Annotated in this window: 11 protein-coding genes; 2 read left to right on the top strand and 9 right to left on the bottom strand. The window is 57.6% G+C overall.

Annotated features, from left to right (window positions below; translation table 11 throughout):
• Positions 1-817: 817 nt before the first annotated feature.
• From BCS36_RS06595 to BCS36_RS06585, 3 genes are all read right to left on the bottom strand, one after another.
• On the bottom strand, positions 818-1,222 hold the full coding sequence (locus tag BCS36_RS06595) for a hypothetical protein (RefSeq protein WP_291302108.1): 405 nt from the start codon (positions 1,220-1,222) through the stop codon (positions 818-820).
• A gap of 162 nt (positions 1,223-1,384) precedes the next feature.
• Positions 1,385-1,963 carry a hypothetical protein gene (locus BCS36_RS06590; RefSeq protein WP_291302107.1) on the bottom strand — a complete coding sequence of 193 codons (579 nt, stop codon included), beginning with the start codon at positions 1,961-1,963 and terminating at the stop codon, positions 1,385-1,387.
• A 304-nt stretch (positions 1,964-2,267) separates the two neighbouring features.
• Positions 2,268-3,398: a dienelactone hydrolase family protein gene (locus tag BCS36_RS06585; protein WP_291302106.1), complete on the bottom strand. Its 1,131-nt coding sequence runs from the start codon at positions 3,396-3,398 to the stop codon at positions 2,268-2,270.
• Positions 3,399-3,487: 89 nt separating this feature from the next.
• Between BCS36_RS06585 and BCS36_RS06580 the strand changes: the two genes are divergently transcribed.
• Entirely contained in the window at positions 3,488-4,156 is a 669-nt protein-coding gene (locus BCS36_RS06580) for a DedA family protein (protein ID WP_291302105.1), read from the top strand.
• Positions 4,157-4,338: 182 nt separating this feature from the next.
• Here the strand turns inward: BCS36_RS06580 and BCS36_RS06575 are convergent, their stop codons facing one another.
• From BCS36_RS06575 to BCS36_RS06555, 5 genes are all read right to left on the bottom strand, one after another.
• Positions 4,339-5,847 carry an ATP-binding cassette domain-containing protein gene (locus tag BCS36_RS06575; protein ID WP_291302104.1) on the bottom strand — a complete coding sequence of 503 codons (1,509 nt, stop codon included), beginning with the start codon at positions 5,845-5,847 and terminating at the stop codon, positions 4,339-4,341.
• A 406-nt stretch (positions 5,848-6,253) separates the two neighbouring features.
• The gene (locus tag BCS36_RS06570; protein WP_291302103.1) at positions 6,254-7,081 is read right to left on the bottom strand and encodes a histidinol-phosphatase; all 828 of its coding nucleotides are present in this window, start codon (positions 7,079-7,081) and stop codon (positions 6,254-6,256) included.
• A 141-nt stretch (positions 7,082-7,222) separates the two neighbouring features.
• Positions 7,223-7,378: a hypothetical protein gene (locus BCS36_RS06565; protein ID WP_291302102.1), complete on the bottom strand. Its 156-nt coding sequence runs from the start codon at positions 7,376-7,378 to the stop codon at positions 7,223-7,225.
• 229 nt (positions 7,379-7,607) lie between these two features.
• Complete coding sequence (gltA, locus tag BCS36_RS06560) at positions 7,608-9,026, bottom strand: NADPH-dependent glutamate synthase (protein ID WP_291302101.1); 1,419 nt, start codon at positions 9,024-9,026, stop codon at positions 7,608-7,610.
• Positions 9,016-9,858: a sulfide/dihydroorotate dehydrogenase-like FAD/NAD-binding protein gene (locus BCS36_RS06555; RefSeq protein ID WP_291302100.1), complete on the bottom strand. Its 843-nt coding sequence runs from the start codon at positions 9,856-9,858 to the stop codon at positions 9,016-9,018. The genes gltA and BCS36_RS06555 overlap by 11 nt, the downstream gene beginning before the upstream one ends.
• Positions 9,859-10,138: 280 nt before the next feature.
• On the opposite strand from BCS36_RS06555, the gene BCS36_RS06550 reads away from it, so the two are divergent.
• On the top strand, positions 10,139-10,423 hold the full coding sequence (locus BCS36_RS06550; protein WP_291302099.1) for a hypothetical protein: 285 nt from the start codon (positions 10,139-10,141) through the stop codon (positions 10,421-10,423).
• Positions 10,424-11,572: 1,149 nt separating this feature from the next.
• Here the strand turns inward: BCS36_RS06550 and BCS36_RS06545 are convergent.
• Entirely contained in the window at positions 11,573-13,054 is a 1,482-nt protein-coding gene (locus tag BCS36_RS06545; RefSeq protein WP_291302098.1) for an aldehyde dehydrogenase family protein, read from the bottom strand.
• Positions 13,055-14,394: the final 1,340 nt, after the last annotated feature.

Genomic DNA, 14,394 nt, shown 5'->3' with positions numbered 1-14,394 from the left:
CGTTTACGGGCCGCAAGTAACAGAAATGCAAATGTCAGATCGTGCATGCGCCTGCTAGGGCGCAGCTGGTAAGAGAGCCTTACAGGCGCATATGAAAAACCCCCGGCTATGCCGGGGGATATTTATTGTATGTAGAAAACCCCCGGCTATGCCGGGGGATATTTATTTGGAGCTGTAACTTTGAAAAAGTGTGAATGCTGCAGCGCTGTACGAAAGTGCAGCGCGCCACAGCGCGGCTGAATGAAAACGCTGAAATACCTTGTGGGGGAGGGCCCTTTTAATAAAAGGGTTCCTCACCCACGCCCATCCATATAAAATTATTGTCATTTTTTCAGTGAGCACAATGAGTGTTCTGATCTGAAGCGGAGTGGGGGGCAGAGGCAACGTCTAACAGGCATCTCATTATCTCACTGGTTGCCTGCTCCAGCACCGGGCAAATTTAAGCATATGTGCCCTCGCCGGTCACAGTATGGGCTCCGCCGTGGGAAGGCATGGCTAACCGCGCTCGTGGCGCTACGGCGAGCGCGGCCGAACACGAACTCAGGATATTTTCATGACAAAATTGTACTGCTCTGGGGCGGGGCGAGAGGAGGGGGCGTACAGCGTGCTATGAAAAAGCGCGCGTGAGAGTATGCCACACAGGCCGAATGGCGTGTGGAACGGTAAGCAATGCATGAGTGCAGGCAACACTGTCGCGCTGATAAACGGGCGTGCTTTGCCGTAGCGCCAATCGTTCAGGATGTCGGATAGCGTGTTCCGGACGGCTGGTCGCTCGGCAGACCGCCGCAAAATGCATGCACTTCAGCGCAGGGATTTATTAGTGCATTGCCAATGTAGGGATGCGCCACCAGTACCAGTGGCTGACAATGGTGGTATCCTGAGGCTGCCATTCTCCACAAGTTTCAAAGTAGTGCAGGATTTTGCTTTCCGTATCGCTGAGCACGCGTTCTTTCTGGATCATCTGGCGGATACGGAAGAAAATGGCCAGGCATTCAAAGAGGCTGAGGCAATCTTCATCCATGCTGACGCCTGATTGGAGATGGAGGACAAACTCCTTGTAAAACGGGTTGTCTTCACCAACACAAGCATCAAATGACGGGCAGTTTTCCAGCAGATATTTCAGGCCTTGCGAAAAAAGCCTGTCGGTCGGGCGATGCGATGCCTGCTCTGCGCAGGTTCTATATAGTCTTTCCATTGCCTCGTGGTAATTGGAAAGGGACATAATCAGCTCCTCTAGCTAGTGATTCTGAGTGTATCAATATATCAAAATTTACATAAAATTACAAATTATTCTATAGTTTAGGAATCAGACGCAGGACGCGGACATAAAAAATGGAAACAATATAAGGTACAGCAGGGGCCAGTGAAAATGCGAAACTGGCCGTCAGCGTATGGGGCGGCGGGGTTGCAAATACTGAGGCTGAAAAAACAGCCTGTACTGTTTGGCGGGAGAAAGATGGGCCGGTCTGCTGACCTCGCCTTCAATGGATAGAGGCTTATCGGACAGGCCGAAGGGCTGCAGTTGCCCTGGCGCCATGTCCATATGAGAGAGTCTTTCTCCGGTGACATTAAAGACGGGCATGGTGCTGTTGGTATTTCCTGCCGTCAGTATGCCAGATTTGCCCGCAGGCAGTATGATTTCACTGGTTCCATTGTGTGCGGTGGCGTTGAGCAGGCTCGGCACGGGCAGATCCGTGCGCCGAAGCACATCAAGAAAGTCGTTGCCAGTCCGCCCCACAAAGGTCACCAGTGAGGTCCCATCGCCGTAAACCAGCAGACTGACAGGCATTGTGCCGCCATGAATACCCATAAAGGCCGGTCTTCCTCCGGCGGGCATGATAACCCAGGGCTCCTCTGGTTGAATGTTGTTTTTTTGTGTGCCTGAAGATTGCGCGGCCAGAGCATCGGACCCGACACCTACGGCAAATATAAGGCACAGAATGCAAAAAAGCCTTATCTTCATGGCATCTGTACTTCCATTTCTCAGCAAGGATGCATTGTTACGCACAGGCAGCATATACCTTGGCGAATGTTTTCGCGAGGGCCTGCCGCGAACTTGGCAGGCCATTCCGGTGGGCTCCGTAAGGGGGTTCCACGCAAATATGTAATGCTAACATCTTGTTGCGACCAGCGCCAGACCTGGCGTTTTGCGTGCATTGCCTGTACGTATCAGCAGTGTGCAGCACTATAAGACCTTTAGTAAGGGGCGGCGTAATTGTCAAGAAGCCGCTCCTACTAGCTTGCTGAAAATTAACGAAAAAACACTCTTATTTTGCACGGTTGCGTTTTGCGGGCTGTGCCGGCGCAGGCGCGGGTTCGGGCTTGGGCGGCAAGGGCGGGCTAAGGTCGGGTGGCGCAGGAATGTGCGGCAGGTTAACACTGCTCCCCAGGTAGTGGAGAAAAAACTCGGTTAACGCTGCGAACATGTTTTTATGTATGCTTTTTCTGTCCTCATCCCTGACTGAACGGCAAAGTTCGGGCAGTTCATTTTCCAGCGCGGGCGGGCAGGGGGCCATGAGCGCCCCTGCGTCGGCCTTGTCCAGCACCAGCCAGCGTGATTTTTTTCCAGCCAGCTCGTAAATGCGACGGGCGTGCATGGCAGTGTTGTTCAATCGGTCGTTGGAGGCGGCCATAAGCAGCAGCGGCGGGTAAAACCACCGGAAAGAATCGCGGTTGAAGAGCATGCCAAAACCCGGGGCCACAGCGGCCACGGCTTTGACGCGCGTGTCGGCGAGGCTTTTGGTCAGGGGCAGGCTCTGGCAAAGGCCGTCCATGCGGTTGCGCGCCCAGGTATTGCAATACATGTCCTGCTTGCCTGCCTGGACGCAGTAAGTGCGCCAGCCCTCGCAGTCAGGCAGCGCGCCGCCCAGCAGCAGGGCCGCCGTGCCGCCAGCGCCGAACCCCAGCACCCCGATGCGATCGGGATCAATGGTGGGTTCGGCCTCCGGATCATTGAGCAGAAGGGGGATGAGGCTGGAAAGCTCGCGCACCCTGTTTGACAGTTGCTGCCAGGTCAGCAGAAGATCCATATTGTCGGTATTGTCGCCGGGGTGGGTGGGAGCGGCCACCACAAAACCGCTGGCTGCCAGCCACGCGGCGGTATCGTGATACGAAAAGCGCGAGCCTGCGGTATCGTGCGAAAGCAGGATAAGCGGAAAGCGCCCGTCCACGGGCTTGCCCCCGCGGGCTGCGGAGATTTCCCACGGGCCATACTGGATGTCGCGCGCAGGCCGCACCGAGGGGTACCAGAGGTTTACGTCAAGCCTCAGGCCGCTTTCCGGGTCCCATTGCCCCAGGGTGCGAAAACCCACATGGTAAAAATCGGCCCTCACGTTCTGGGCCGGCAGCAGCGTAAAGCAGAAACACAAAATCAGGGTTGCAGAAAAAATCTGTCGCATGCCCGTGTTGTGCCATAAGCGGCCTTGGGGTACAAGGGCGGTCGGGAGAGGCGCTTTGCCCCCGAAATCAGGGCCCGGAGCTGGATTATATGGATATAATACGCTATTTCATTGATTTTGTTCTACACATTGACGTGCATCTTTTTGAACTGGTTGCACAGTATGGCCTTTGGATTTACGCCATACTTTTTATCATAGTTTTTTGTGAGACCGGTCTTGTGGTAACGCCGTTTCTGCCGGGCGATTCCCTGCTGTTTGCGGCGGGCGTGGTGGCCGGAGCCGGTCTTATGGGCTATGTGGAAGTCATGCTGGTGCTGCTGGCGGCGGGCGTTCTTGGCGATGCCGTCAATTACTTCATTGGCCGTCATGTGGGCCCGGCCATTTTTTCCCGCGACAGCCGCTTCATCAAGAAAGAGCATTTGCTCAAGGCCCATCATTTTTATGAGCGGCATGGCGGCAAGGCCATTGTGCTGGCCCGCTTTGTGCCCATTGTCCGCACATTTGCGCCCTTTGTGGCGGGCATTGCCCTCATGTGCCCGCGCACGTTCTTTTTCTTCAATGTGACGGGCTGCGTATTGTGGGTGGGCTGCCTGGTTTCTGCCGGATTTTTTCTGGGAAATCTCGACTGGGTGCGCCAGAATTTCAGCATCATCGTCTATGCCATTGTGGTGGTATCGGTGCTGCCGGTGGTCATTGAAGTGTTGCGTTCCCGTTTTGGCGGCAAAAAAAGCGCCGTGGACGCAAGCGAAAAAGAATAGCCCGTGGACTGACATATTGCCCCGGACAATTAAAAATCCCGCCTTGGCGGGATTTTTTGTGGTTACTGCAGTACCTGTCGCGCGGATTGCCCAGGCCCCCGCACAACGGCGCTTTGAAACTGTCGCGGCAGCACAGGCAGGCCGCACCGTGAAGGCGCAGGCGCGGTTTGTTCCGAAGATGCCTACACTATGACGCGCAGTCGTCCGTCTTCCATATGCGCCTCGCGGTTGATGCACAGGGGCGCGTCTTCGCCATGGTGGGACACAAAGACCATAGGCAGCCCTCTGGCGGCCAGATGGTCCAGAAGGTTGAGGTAGCGCGCGCGGCTTTGGGCATCCAGGCCGGAGCAGGGTTCGTCCAGCAGCAGCAGGTCCGGCTCGCCCACCAGCGCCCGCGCCAGAAAGAGGCGGCGCAACTGCCCGGTGGACAGGCGGCGGATGGACTGCCGCCCAAGAGCCTCTATGCCCTCCTCGCTTTCTTCAGGGAACATTTCGCGCATGCGGCGGAGGGCCTCGGCCTTTTCCCCCGGGCTGAACTTGCGGTAGACGCCGATGCTGTTGTCAAACCCGGTGCAGACCATGTCGTGCGCCGTCAGCGAATAGCCGTACAGCGCCTGCGACAGGTCGGATACAAGGCGTATGCCCTTGCGTACTTCGGCCAGGGTGTCCACAGCGCCGCCCTGACGCGGCAACCAGCGCTCCAGCGTGCCCCCGGCGGCCGCGAATTCGTCCCCGGCCAGCAACCGCAGCAGGGTGGATTTGCCTGAGCCGTTGGCCCCGCTGATGCGCCAATGTTCCCCCTGGTGCATGCTCCAGGTGACATCATGCAGCACTTCCTGCCTGTCGATGAAAACGGTCACGTTTTCAAGGTTCAGCAGGGGATGCACCGCCTCAACCTGTCCTGCCTCATCGGCTGCGATGGTAAGCCCCTTTTCCTGCGCCGGGTCGGCTTCTTCGGCCTCCGGGCCATCCTGGCCTGCCTGTCTTGGCGGGACGGAGTACAGCCTGCCGTCACTGACATAGTGGCGTTCCTCGCACCAGGAGGGTATCTGGCCGGGGCGGTGCGCGGTCATAATGATGGTGCAGCGCGGGGCGTGCTCTTCAAGCACGTCAAAGAAAATTTCACGGTACCGGGCGTCCAGCCCGTCGGTGCATTCGTCGAGCAAAAGCAGGGCCGGGGCTCGCAACAGGGCTCTGCCCAGAAGCAGCAGACGCAGCTGGCCTTGCGAAAGGGTGGGCATGGCACGATCCAGAAGACCCTCCGCCTCAAGGCGGCCAGCCATCCGCACGGCTGCTTCACGGCGGGCGAGGGCCTGAGCCCCGCCGTCGGAATACACCAGGGGCGTATCGTCAAATCCTGTGAGCAAGAGGTCCAGACCTGTGAGATCCCACGCCTGGCGCTGGTAGTTTTCCTGCTGGCCGGGGGACACAAGGGCCGTCATGGCGCGTCCGGCCAGGGGGGACTGTTCGCGCCCCTCTGCCGTGTGCCACCAGATGTGGCCTCTGGCGGGCCAAAGTTCGCCACGCAGCAGCCGCAGCAGGGTGGATTTGCCGGACCCGTTGGGGCCAAGCAGGGCGCAGTGGCGGCCACGCGCAACCTGCCAGTCAATATGGTGCAAAACAAGCCGCTGGCTGGCGTCGCCGGGGAGAAAAAGACTCAGGTCCCTGATGGTTACAATTGGCTCAAACATATGTCATCCCTGCTACAGGTCTTCAACGTGATGCGAAAAAGCTCCAGAAAGTGTTGCCGCAGGCAGAAGCGCGGCTCTTTGGCAGGCTGCCGTCGCGCAGCCGGCCCTTCGAACGGCGGCGGTTCCAGAAACCGTCTTGCGCGCCCAGAGCGTATCTGATTGCAGCATGGCTTCTGCCGGGCGGCTTACGGCGGGCATACGCTGCCGTCTGTGGACTTTGTCAGGACGCTGTCGCCCTGTTCATAAAGGCATCCTGTGCGGTGTATGGGCCGGGCCCTGCCGGCAAAAGCTGCATCGTTGCGGCATTGCTGGCGGCGTGCACTCTTGCGCCTGCCTGAATCCCTGCCAGCGCCCTGTCAGAACCCCTGCTAAAATGTCTGCCCGAGCCTCGGCAAGGCCGCGCGCCTTAAATGGGGTAGACGCTGCGCTGCCCCCGGTCAAACACGGTGTATTCCCTGAACCCGAAGGCGCTGGCGTAGGAAGCCAGCCGGGCAAAGCCGTAGCCCACGTCGTCCGTTACGTGCGCGTCCGAAGCGAAGCTTATGGGCAGACCCATTTCTGCGGCCATAACCATAATGGGCGGCGCGGGATAGATTTCGCGGCAGGCCTTGCGCAGGCCAGCCGAGGAAACTTCCATACTCATGCCGGATTGCCGCAAGGCCGTAAGGCCTCTGCGCACAAGGGCCAGACTTTCCGGTTTTGCCAGCCAGATATGAAACTGCTCGACAGAGAAAATTTTGATGAGGTCCGGGTGTGCGGCAATGTTGAAAAGGCCGGAGGCCAGCATACGTTCCCAGGTTTCAAAGTAGCGGGTGTACTGGGTTTCGCATTCTTCCTGCGACATGTCCTTCCACGGTTGCGCGCCGTCATCAAAGCCCCACTGCCCGATGAAGTGCACGCTGCCCAGCAGGTAGTCGAAATCATAGGCCGTACTGGACGCACGGGTAAAGTCCTGCTGGCCTTCAAGCCAGTCCATTTCCATGCCGAAAAGCACCCGGCAGGGGCCGTGCGCGTTGGCGGCCTTGATCTCCAGAACTTCGCGGGCGTAGTCCGGCAGGTGGCGCGTCAGTTTGTCCCTGTATTCGTTTGTGTAATCAAAACCCAGGGGCCGTGGCGAATGCTCGGTAAAGCCAATGATCTCAAGGCCTCTGGCCTGAGCGGCTGCGTACATTTCGGCCGGGCTGTTGCCGCCGTGAGAATACTTGGTGTGGGTGTGCAGGTCTGCGAGAATCATGCGTTGGTTTCCCTGAGTGTCCGGGGCGTCCCGGCCTCCCGTGGCGGGAGGAAGGTTGCTGTGTGCTGTCAGTATGACTCCGAAAAGCCCGGCTGGCAAGATGCGGCAGGCACGGTCAGCCCTATGACGCCGCCCGCAGCGTCAGGCCCGCGCTTCAGGCTCGCAGCGCTGGGTGGCAGTATACTGGTTGTGCAGCGTCAGACCTGCAGTGAAGCGCTCGCGCCCCAGTCCGGCGCTCCAGTCCAGCCCGCCAGTCCAGCGCGCCAGCCCTGCAAGGCCAGGCCCACAGGGCGGCATCGCCGCAGCGCCAGCCCACGGCGTCTCAGTCTTGCAGCATGGGGCGCACGGCAGGGGCGGGCCTTTGCAGCAGCGCATGTCGGGTGCGCCCTTTGCCGCAGCAAGCCTCGCAAGGAGTGGCCGGAAACAATGGTATGGCCGGAAACAAAGGGTGCGGCCCGAAAAAAGTGCGAAAGTTCGCCTGGCAAACTTTCGCACCCTTAGAGCAACAATCAGTTATGACTGTACCTTATTTCAGCAGACGCCGCACTATTTCCTGTCCGGCCTTGCGCCCCGCGCCCATGGCGAGAATGACGGTGGCCGCGCCGGTGACGATGTCGCCCCCGGCAAAGACGTTTGGTATGGACGTTTCGCCCGTTTCTTCATCTACCTCGATGTAACCCCACTTGTTCTGCTTGAGCTTGGGGGTGGCGTCCAGAAGAATGGGATTGGAGCGTGTGCCAAGCGCCACGACGGCAAGGTCTGTGGGCAGGTCGAACACTTCGCCCTCAATGGCCACGGGGCGGCGACGGCCAGAGGCGTCGGGCTCGCCAAGCTCCATTTTTTGCAGGGTCACGGAGGTGAGGCGCATTTCGGCGTCGCCGTTAAAGCGCACCGGGGCCGAAAGCATGGCGAACTGCACGCCCTCTTCCTCAGCATGTTCCAGTTCTTCAAGGCGGGCGGGCATTTCAGCCCTGGTGCGGCGGTAGACGATGTGCACGCTTTCAGCGCCCATGCGCAGGGCGGTGCGGGCCGCATCCATAGCCACGTTGCCAGCGCCGAAGACGGTGACGTTTTTGCCCGGGAAAGCCGGGGTGTCCTGATGCGGAAAGTCGTACGCCCGACCAAGGTTCACGCGGGTGAGGTACTCGTTGGCCGAGAACACGCCCACCAGGTTTTCGCCGGGAACGCCCAAAAACATTGGCAGGCCCGCGCCCACGCCGATAAAGACGGCATGATGGGTTTCAAGCAGTTCTTCCACCTCGACGGTACGGCCGCCTACGGAGTTGAGGTGAAAGTCAACGCCAGCCAGACGCAGGCCGTCAATTTCGGTGGCGACCACGTTCTTGGGCAGACGGAAGGCGGGGATGCCGTAAATAAGCACGCCGCCCGGTTCGTGCAGGGCTTCATACACGTCGACCTTGATGCCCTCCGCAGCGCAGACGCCCGCACAGGTGAGGGAAGACGGGCCGGAGCCGATGCAGGCAACCTTGAGGTCGCCGCGCGGCAGGGCGCAGGAGTTGGTGCCGGTGACCTGCTCGCAGGCCGAGGTGGCGATATAGGTATCGGCCACAAAGCGTTCAAGGCGGCCAATGGCCACAGGCTGGCCCTTGGCCCTGAGAATGCACTTGCCTTCACACTGGTGTTCCTGAGGGCAGACACGGCCGCATACGGCGGGCAGGCTGTTGGTGCTCTTGATGATGCGGTAGGCGGCGTCCATATTGCCGACCGCCACTTCGCGGATAAAGTCGCGAATGGGCACTTCCACCGGGCAACCGCTGACGCAGAGGGGCTTTTTGCACTGGAGGCAGCGTGTGGCCTCTTCAATGGCCATTTCTCTGGTGTAGCCCAGGGCTACTTCGTCAAAATTCGCGCGCCGCACCTCGGCAGGCTGACAGGGCATATCCACCCTGGGGGCAACGGGCTTTTTGGGAGTCTTAGTTTCCATGAGCAGTCCTCTGATAGTCATCGATGGAGACTTTTTCCTGTTCACGATAGGCGGCCAGACGGCGGCGCAGTTCAGGAAAATCCACTTCATGCCCGTCAAATTCGGGGCCGTCCACGCAGGCGAACTTGGTTTTGCCGCCCACGCTGACACGGCACGCGCCGCACATGCCGATGCCGTCAACCATGATGGGGTTGAGGCTGACCGTGGTCTTGACGCCGAAGGGGCGTGTGGTTTCGGCCACAGCCGCCATCATGGGCACGGGGCCCACGGCCACGACTTCAAAGACGCTCTTGTCTTTTTCAAGTCTGTCGCGCAGAAGGTCCGTCACAAGGCCCTTGTGGCCGTAGCTGCCGTCATCGGTGGAGATGAGCAGTTCGTTGACAAAGGATTTCAGCTCGTTTTCAAAAAGCAGCAGATCCTTGCTGCGCGCGCCGATGACGCCCACGACCTTGTTGCCCATGCGGGCGTGGCCCTTGGCAATGTGGTGCATGGCGGCAATGCCCGTACCGCCGCCCACACAGATGACGGTGCCTTTCTTTTCAATATGGGTGGGGTGGCCCAGAGGGCCGCAGACGTCAAGGATATCGTCGCCGACATTGAGAGCTTCAAGCAGGGCCGTGCTTTTGCCCATGACCAGATACACAATGGTAATGGTGCCGTTTTCGGCATCGGTATCCGCAATGGTGAGGGGGATGCGCTCCCCTGTGGGGGTCATGCGCAGCATAACAAAGTGGCCGGGTTTGCCCTTGCGGGCGATTTCCGGTGCATCAAGCACCAGTTTGCTGGTTTTGCCCGGAATCAGGCTTTCCTTGTGCAATATGCGTGTTGGCATAGACTCTCCTCTTCTGGCTTGATGTGGCCGATGGTATCTGTGATCACGACCCCTTGCAAGGGTAACTCGCGCAAGGGGAGTGCATAACGCACTATGTATGCACGCCTTTATACAGAGCGGTAAAATTTCCCATAAATATGGTCTTCCCGCTAAAGGTTTTTATTCCGCGTTCCGATAAGGCTAGTGATGAGTGGGGAAGGGGAGACCGCGTGTTGACACAACAAGGCGAACCAGCCCCCCAGACGCAGGGAAGCAGTGATCCATTCAGGGAGGAATGGTCATGTCGCAACGCATCAATGACGCATTCCTGTCGGAAAACGGACCGCAGGACAGATCCGCGACTTATTATGAGGAGCATGATCTTGCCCTGATACAACGGTACCTTGCCGTACTGGAAGAAAACAAAAAGGCCTGCCGTTCGGCTATAACCGATGCGGATTTGGCAATGGACATGGCGGGATTTGTGCGGCGCAAGCTGCAAAATTCCGCGCAGAGGCCCTTGGCGTCACCCGCACTGCTGGCTTTGGCCCTGGTGCAGCGGACGCCCGAAGGGCCCCAACAGTAAACCGGCGTAGCCTGCCCTTGTGGGCGGGCCGTCGTGGAACCTGAAAAAACGCAACCCCGGCAGGCGGCTTTATGCCGCAATGCCACTGTTAAACGAAAAGCATCACTTTTCCGTGACATGGCTGGGTGCGTGGCCGGTTCGCAGTTCATGAATAATTCTCCACTCATGTGAAGGGGAGGGCCGTGGGGGCCCTCCTCTTTTTTTAACGCTTTAAAAAAATTTTTTATTAACTTGTGCTGATTTTTTATTTGTGTCAAACTATCGTATGATGAATTTGAATATTGACATTACAAAAAAGCAAAGGACTGAGATAGAACGCATCGTAAGCAACTGGACAAATTATCTTGAAAGTGTTCCGCCGACTTCCGATGCTGTTAAGGTGCACAGATGCTTTGGAGCCAATAGTTCCATAGTGAGAAAAGATAATTTTAACAAAAAACTAAAAACGGTTGTTGATGAAATGCGACTGTGGCTCGACGCTACAGACCCCGCAGACCATAACACAGCCCGCCGCCCTGGGAACTGGGCGTAAAACGTGCCAGGCCAAAAGCCCGGTTTCGAGAACCTCACCTTGAAATTGCCTTGGCGGCTGTATGAGCAGACGCCCACTGTGAAGGCGCAAGCGCAGTTTATCCACACAGTTATGACCCAATACCAGCGTGTCATGAATTTTTGGAATATATACTCGCAAAAATAATCAACACCAGGAGCCACGCGGCATGCCAGGATAACCTGTTCTGGTTTGCTCATATGGTGGCCATATATGCTACTGCGAAAGAGGGTCGTGACGGCCCTCTTTTTTTTGCTTCGCCCTCTGCCCTTGCCGACGAACCGCCGTGACGGCGCGTCTGGGCCCTGAAAGGCCCAATTGGCTGGCGAGCGCAGGTCCTTGGCATGGAGCCGCAAAGGGCTGTCTTGTCCGTGCTGTCTGTCCGTGCTGTCGCATGTGGTGCGGGCGTGCCGCAACTGTTGAGAACAGGCATACTCGCTATTGATCCGGTCTAGGGCCTGTACCCATTGAAAAAGGGTACAGGCCCTAACGCTGTTCTAGATTGCAGCGCGCCACAGGGTGGCGTGGATTCTGCCGAAAATCATATTTTCGGCAGAAGGTCACCTTTGAAATGCGTCACATTTCAAAGGGCATCTGCCCTAGGGGTAGAAGCCGGTGGGCTTTTCGCCCAGGTTGACCATGATGTTCTTCTGCTGTGTGTAGTGTTCAAGCATGATCTTGTGGGTTTCACGACCGATGCCTGATTCCTTGTATCCGCCAAAGGGAGCGCCCGCCGGGATGCTGTTGTAGCAGTTTACCCACATGCGGCCAGTTTCAATGGCGCGGCTTACGCGGATGGCACGGTTTATGTCGCGCGTCCACACTGCGCCGCCCAGGCCAAAGACGCTGTCATTGGCCATGCTGATCACTTCTTCTTCAGTCTTGAACTTGATGATGACGGCCACGGGGCCGAAAATTTCATCCTGGGCCACGCGCATCTTGTTGGTGACATTGCCGAGCAGGGTAGGCCGCATAAAGCAGCCCTTGGCCAGTTCGCCTTCGGTAACGCGTTCGCCGCCGCAAAGCACTGTGGCCCCTGCGCCCTTGGCCTGCTCGATGCAGAGCAGTATGGCCTTGAGGTGCGCCTCGTATATCTGCGACCCCATCTGGGTTTTCGCTTCCCAGGGCAGGCCAACCTCTATGCGGTTGAAGCGTTCAACAGCTTCGGCCACAAACTTGTCGTAAATGTCTTCATGCACAAAAACGCGCGATCCGGCGCAGCATACCTGCCCCTGATTGAACAGGATGCCCAGTTGCAGGCCGTCCATGGCCAGATCCCACTGGCAGTCGGGAAAGAAGATATTGGCCGACTTGCCGCCCAGTTCAAGGGTGGAGGGGATAAGACGCTTGGCGGCGGCCAGGCCCACACTGCGGCCTACGTCCGTGGAGCCGGTGAAGGCCAGTTTGCTGAAGCCGGGGTGCTCCAGGATGTATTGGCCGGACCGTGAACCGCGCCCGGTCACGACGTTGAAGACGCCCTTGGGCAGCACATCGGCGATAAGACGCGCCAGTTCCAGCACGGAAAGGGAAGTGTGGTTCGAGGGTTTGAACACGGTGCAGCAACCGGCGGCCAGCACCGGAGCCAGTTTCCAGGCTGCCATAAGGAAGGGGAAGTTCCAGGGCACGATCTGCCCCACAACGCCGATGGGCTCACGCAGAACCAGGGAGAGCGTGTTTCCGTCAAGCATGGTGGCAGAGCCTTCGTCTGTACGCACTACGCTTGCAAAGTAACGGAAGTGGTCGGCGGCGAAGGGGATGTCAACATTCATTGTTTCGCGGATGGGCTTGCCGTTGTCCAGCGTTTCCACCATGGCGAGATGTTCTTTGTTGGCGTCAATAATATCCGCAATTTTCAGAAGCAGGTTGGCGCGCACGATGGGATCGGTATTTTTCCAGCTTTGCCAGGCGCGGGTCGCGGCTTTGACGGCGGCGTCCACATCTTCCTTGGTGGCTTCTGCGCAAGTTGCAAGACGCTCGCCATTGGCCGGGCAGAAGGTGTCATAGGTCGCGCCGTCTGAGGCATCTTTCCATTGGCCGTCAATGAAGAGGGAATATTTGTCCTGCAAGTGTGGCTTTTTCATGACGCATCCTTTGGTTGAGGGTTACTCAGCATGAACATTGCTCTCTTATTCTAGCATAATAGCTCAATTTTCCGCATGTTATAGGTTTATGGAAAGCGAAGGTAAAAAAATACAATATTATTGTGAAAAAAATATCAAATAAATGGTGTAGTGTTCGGAAATGATACAGTCAAAACATGTCACCATTTGTAGTGAAAGAAAACGCCAAAAGAGAAAAATCGGCAACTGTATCACGCTCTGCATGATTATCAGGATAAGTTATGAATGAATTGCCTGCGATTCAGGTACTATGGACGGTCTAGTATGCCGTCTGCGTCATCTGGCGCATTTACGCGGCTTTACCGCGCCAGCGTATGGCGTGAGGGCGCCGTGGCGGCGTGGGGGAGCGACATGGCACGGGCCGGAAAAGGCAAGTTATGCGGCGCGTTGTAAGAGCATCAAGGGGGGATGCGCCGTAAAGGCGTTCGAAGGGGGGAGCGGATGTTTCCCAAAGGTGGCGGCTTATACCGGGCCTGTTCTGTCCATAGCTGGCGGTACGCCGACGCTGTTCAGAGCATTTTAATTTTGAAAGGGTACATGCTCTAACGCTGCACAAAAGTGCAGCGCGCCGCAACGTGGGCGTAGATTTAGCCGAGCTTTAGCCCTTGCGACGAAGGAAACCAGGGATGCTTCAAGCGTTGCGCGCAGGCTTAAAGCGTTGCGACGCAGGAAGCTACGGATAAAGACAGCATGAGTAGCTATACATATTGTTCTACGTAATCGCTGTCGCCATTCGTAAGGCTCGCAGACTCGCCAACGATTGCCGCGAAGACAGCATGCGTAACGACACGGCTTGCCCCATGCAATCGCTGTCGCCATCCGTAGCGATGCTGTCCTGCCCCGTAAGACGGTTCCGTCAACGGTTCAGGCAAGCCCTGCGGGCAAAGGCTGCCGCGAAGGCAGCAAGTGGTTAATTGAACACAGCCTGTGGATGGCTGCCGCTATCCGCAAGTGGCAAAGACCCGCTGACGGCTACCGAAAAGCGCATTGTTCGGCTGAATAAAAACTTTGAAATGTGAAGGATTTCAAAGTTAATCAGCTCTAGAGCTCTTATCGTTCAAAGAAAACGCGCCGAAGCGCGCGCTGCAGGAATGTGGGCACCTGCGCCGGATGGCGTACGGAAGAAAAAAAGGCGCTGCCAGGGCAAAAAACAAGCGGTGCTCGCGAACCACCCCGGAGCAGACAAACTTTACGGTGGAGTGCTGCCTGCAGCAGCTTCTGGAGCGTCCGCTTCAGATCAGCAAGCGCGTTATGATAAGCCAAAAGCCAATAAAAGTTTTAAGGGAGGGCGCGCGGAGCAG

Origin of the sequence: Desulfovibrio sp. MES5 (assembly GCF_002237645.1) — a bacterium.
Lineage (GTDB): Bacteria > Desulfobacterota > Desulfovibrionia > Desulfovibrionales > Desulfovibrionaceae > Desulfovibrio.
The sequence above is the reverse complement of the archived record's forward strand: the minus strand, read 5'-3'. Positions and strand labels throughout refer to the sequence as shown.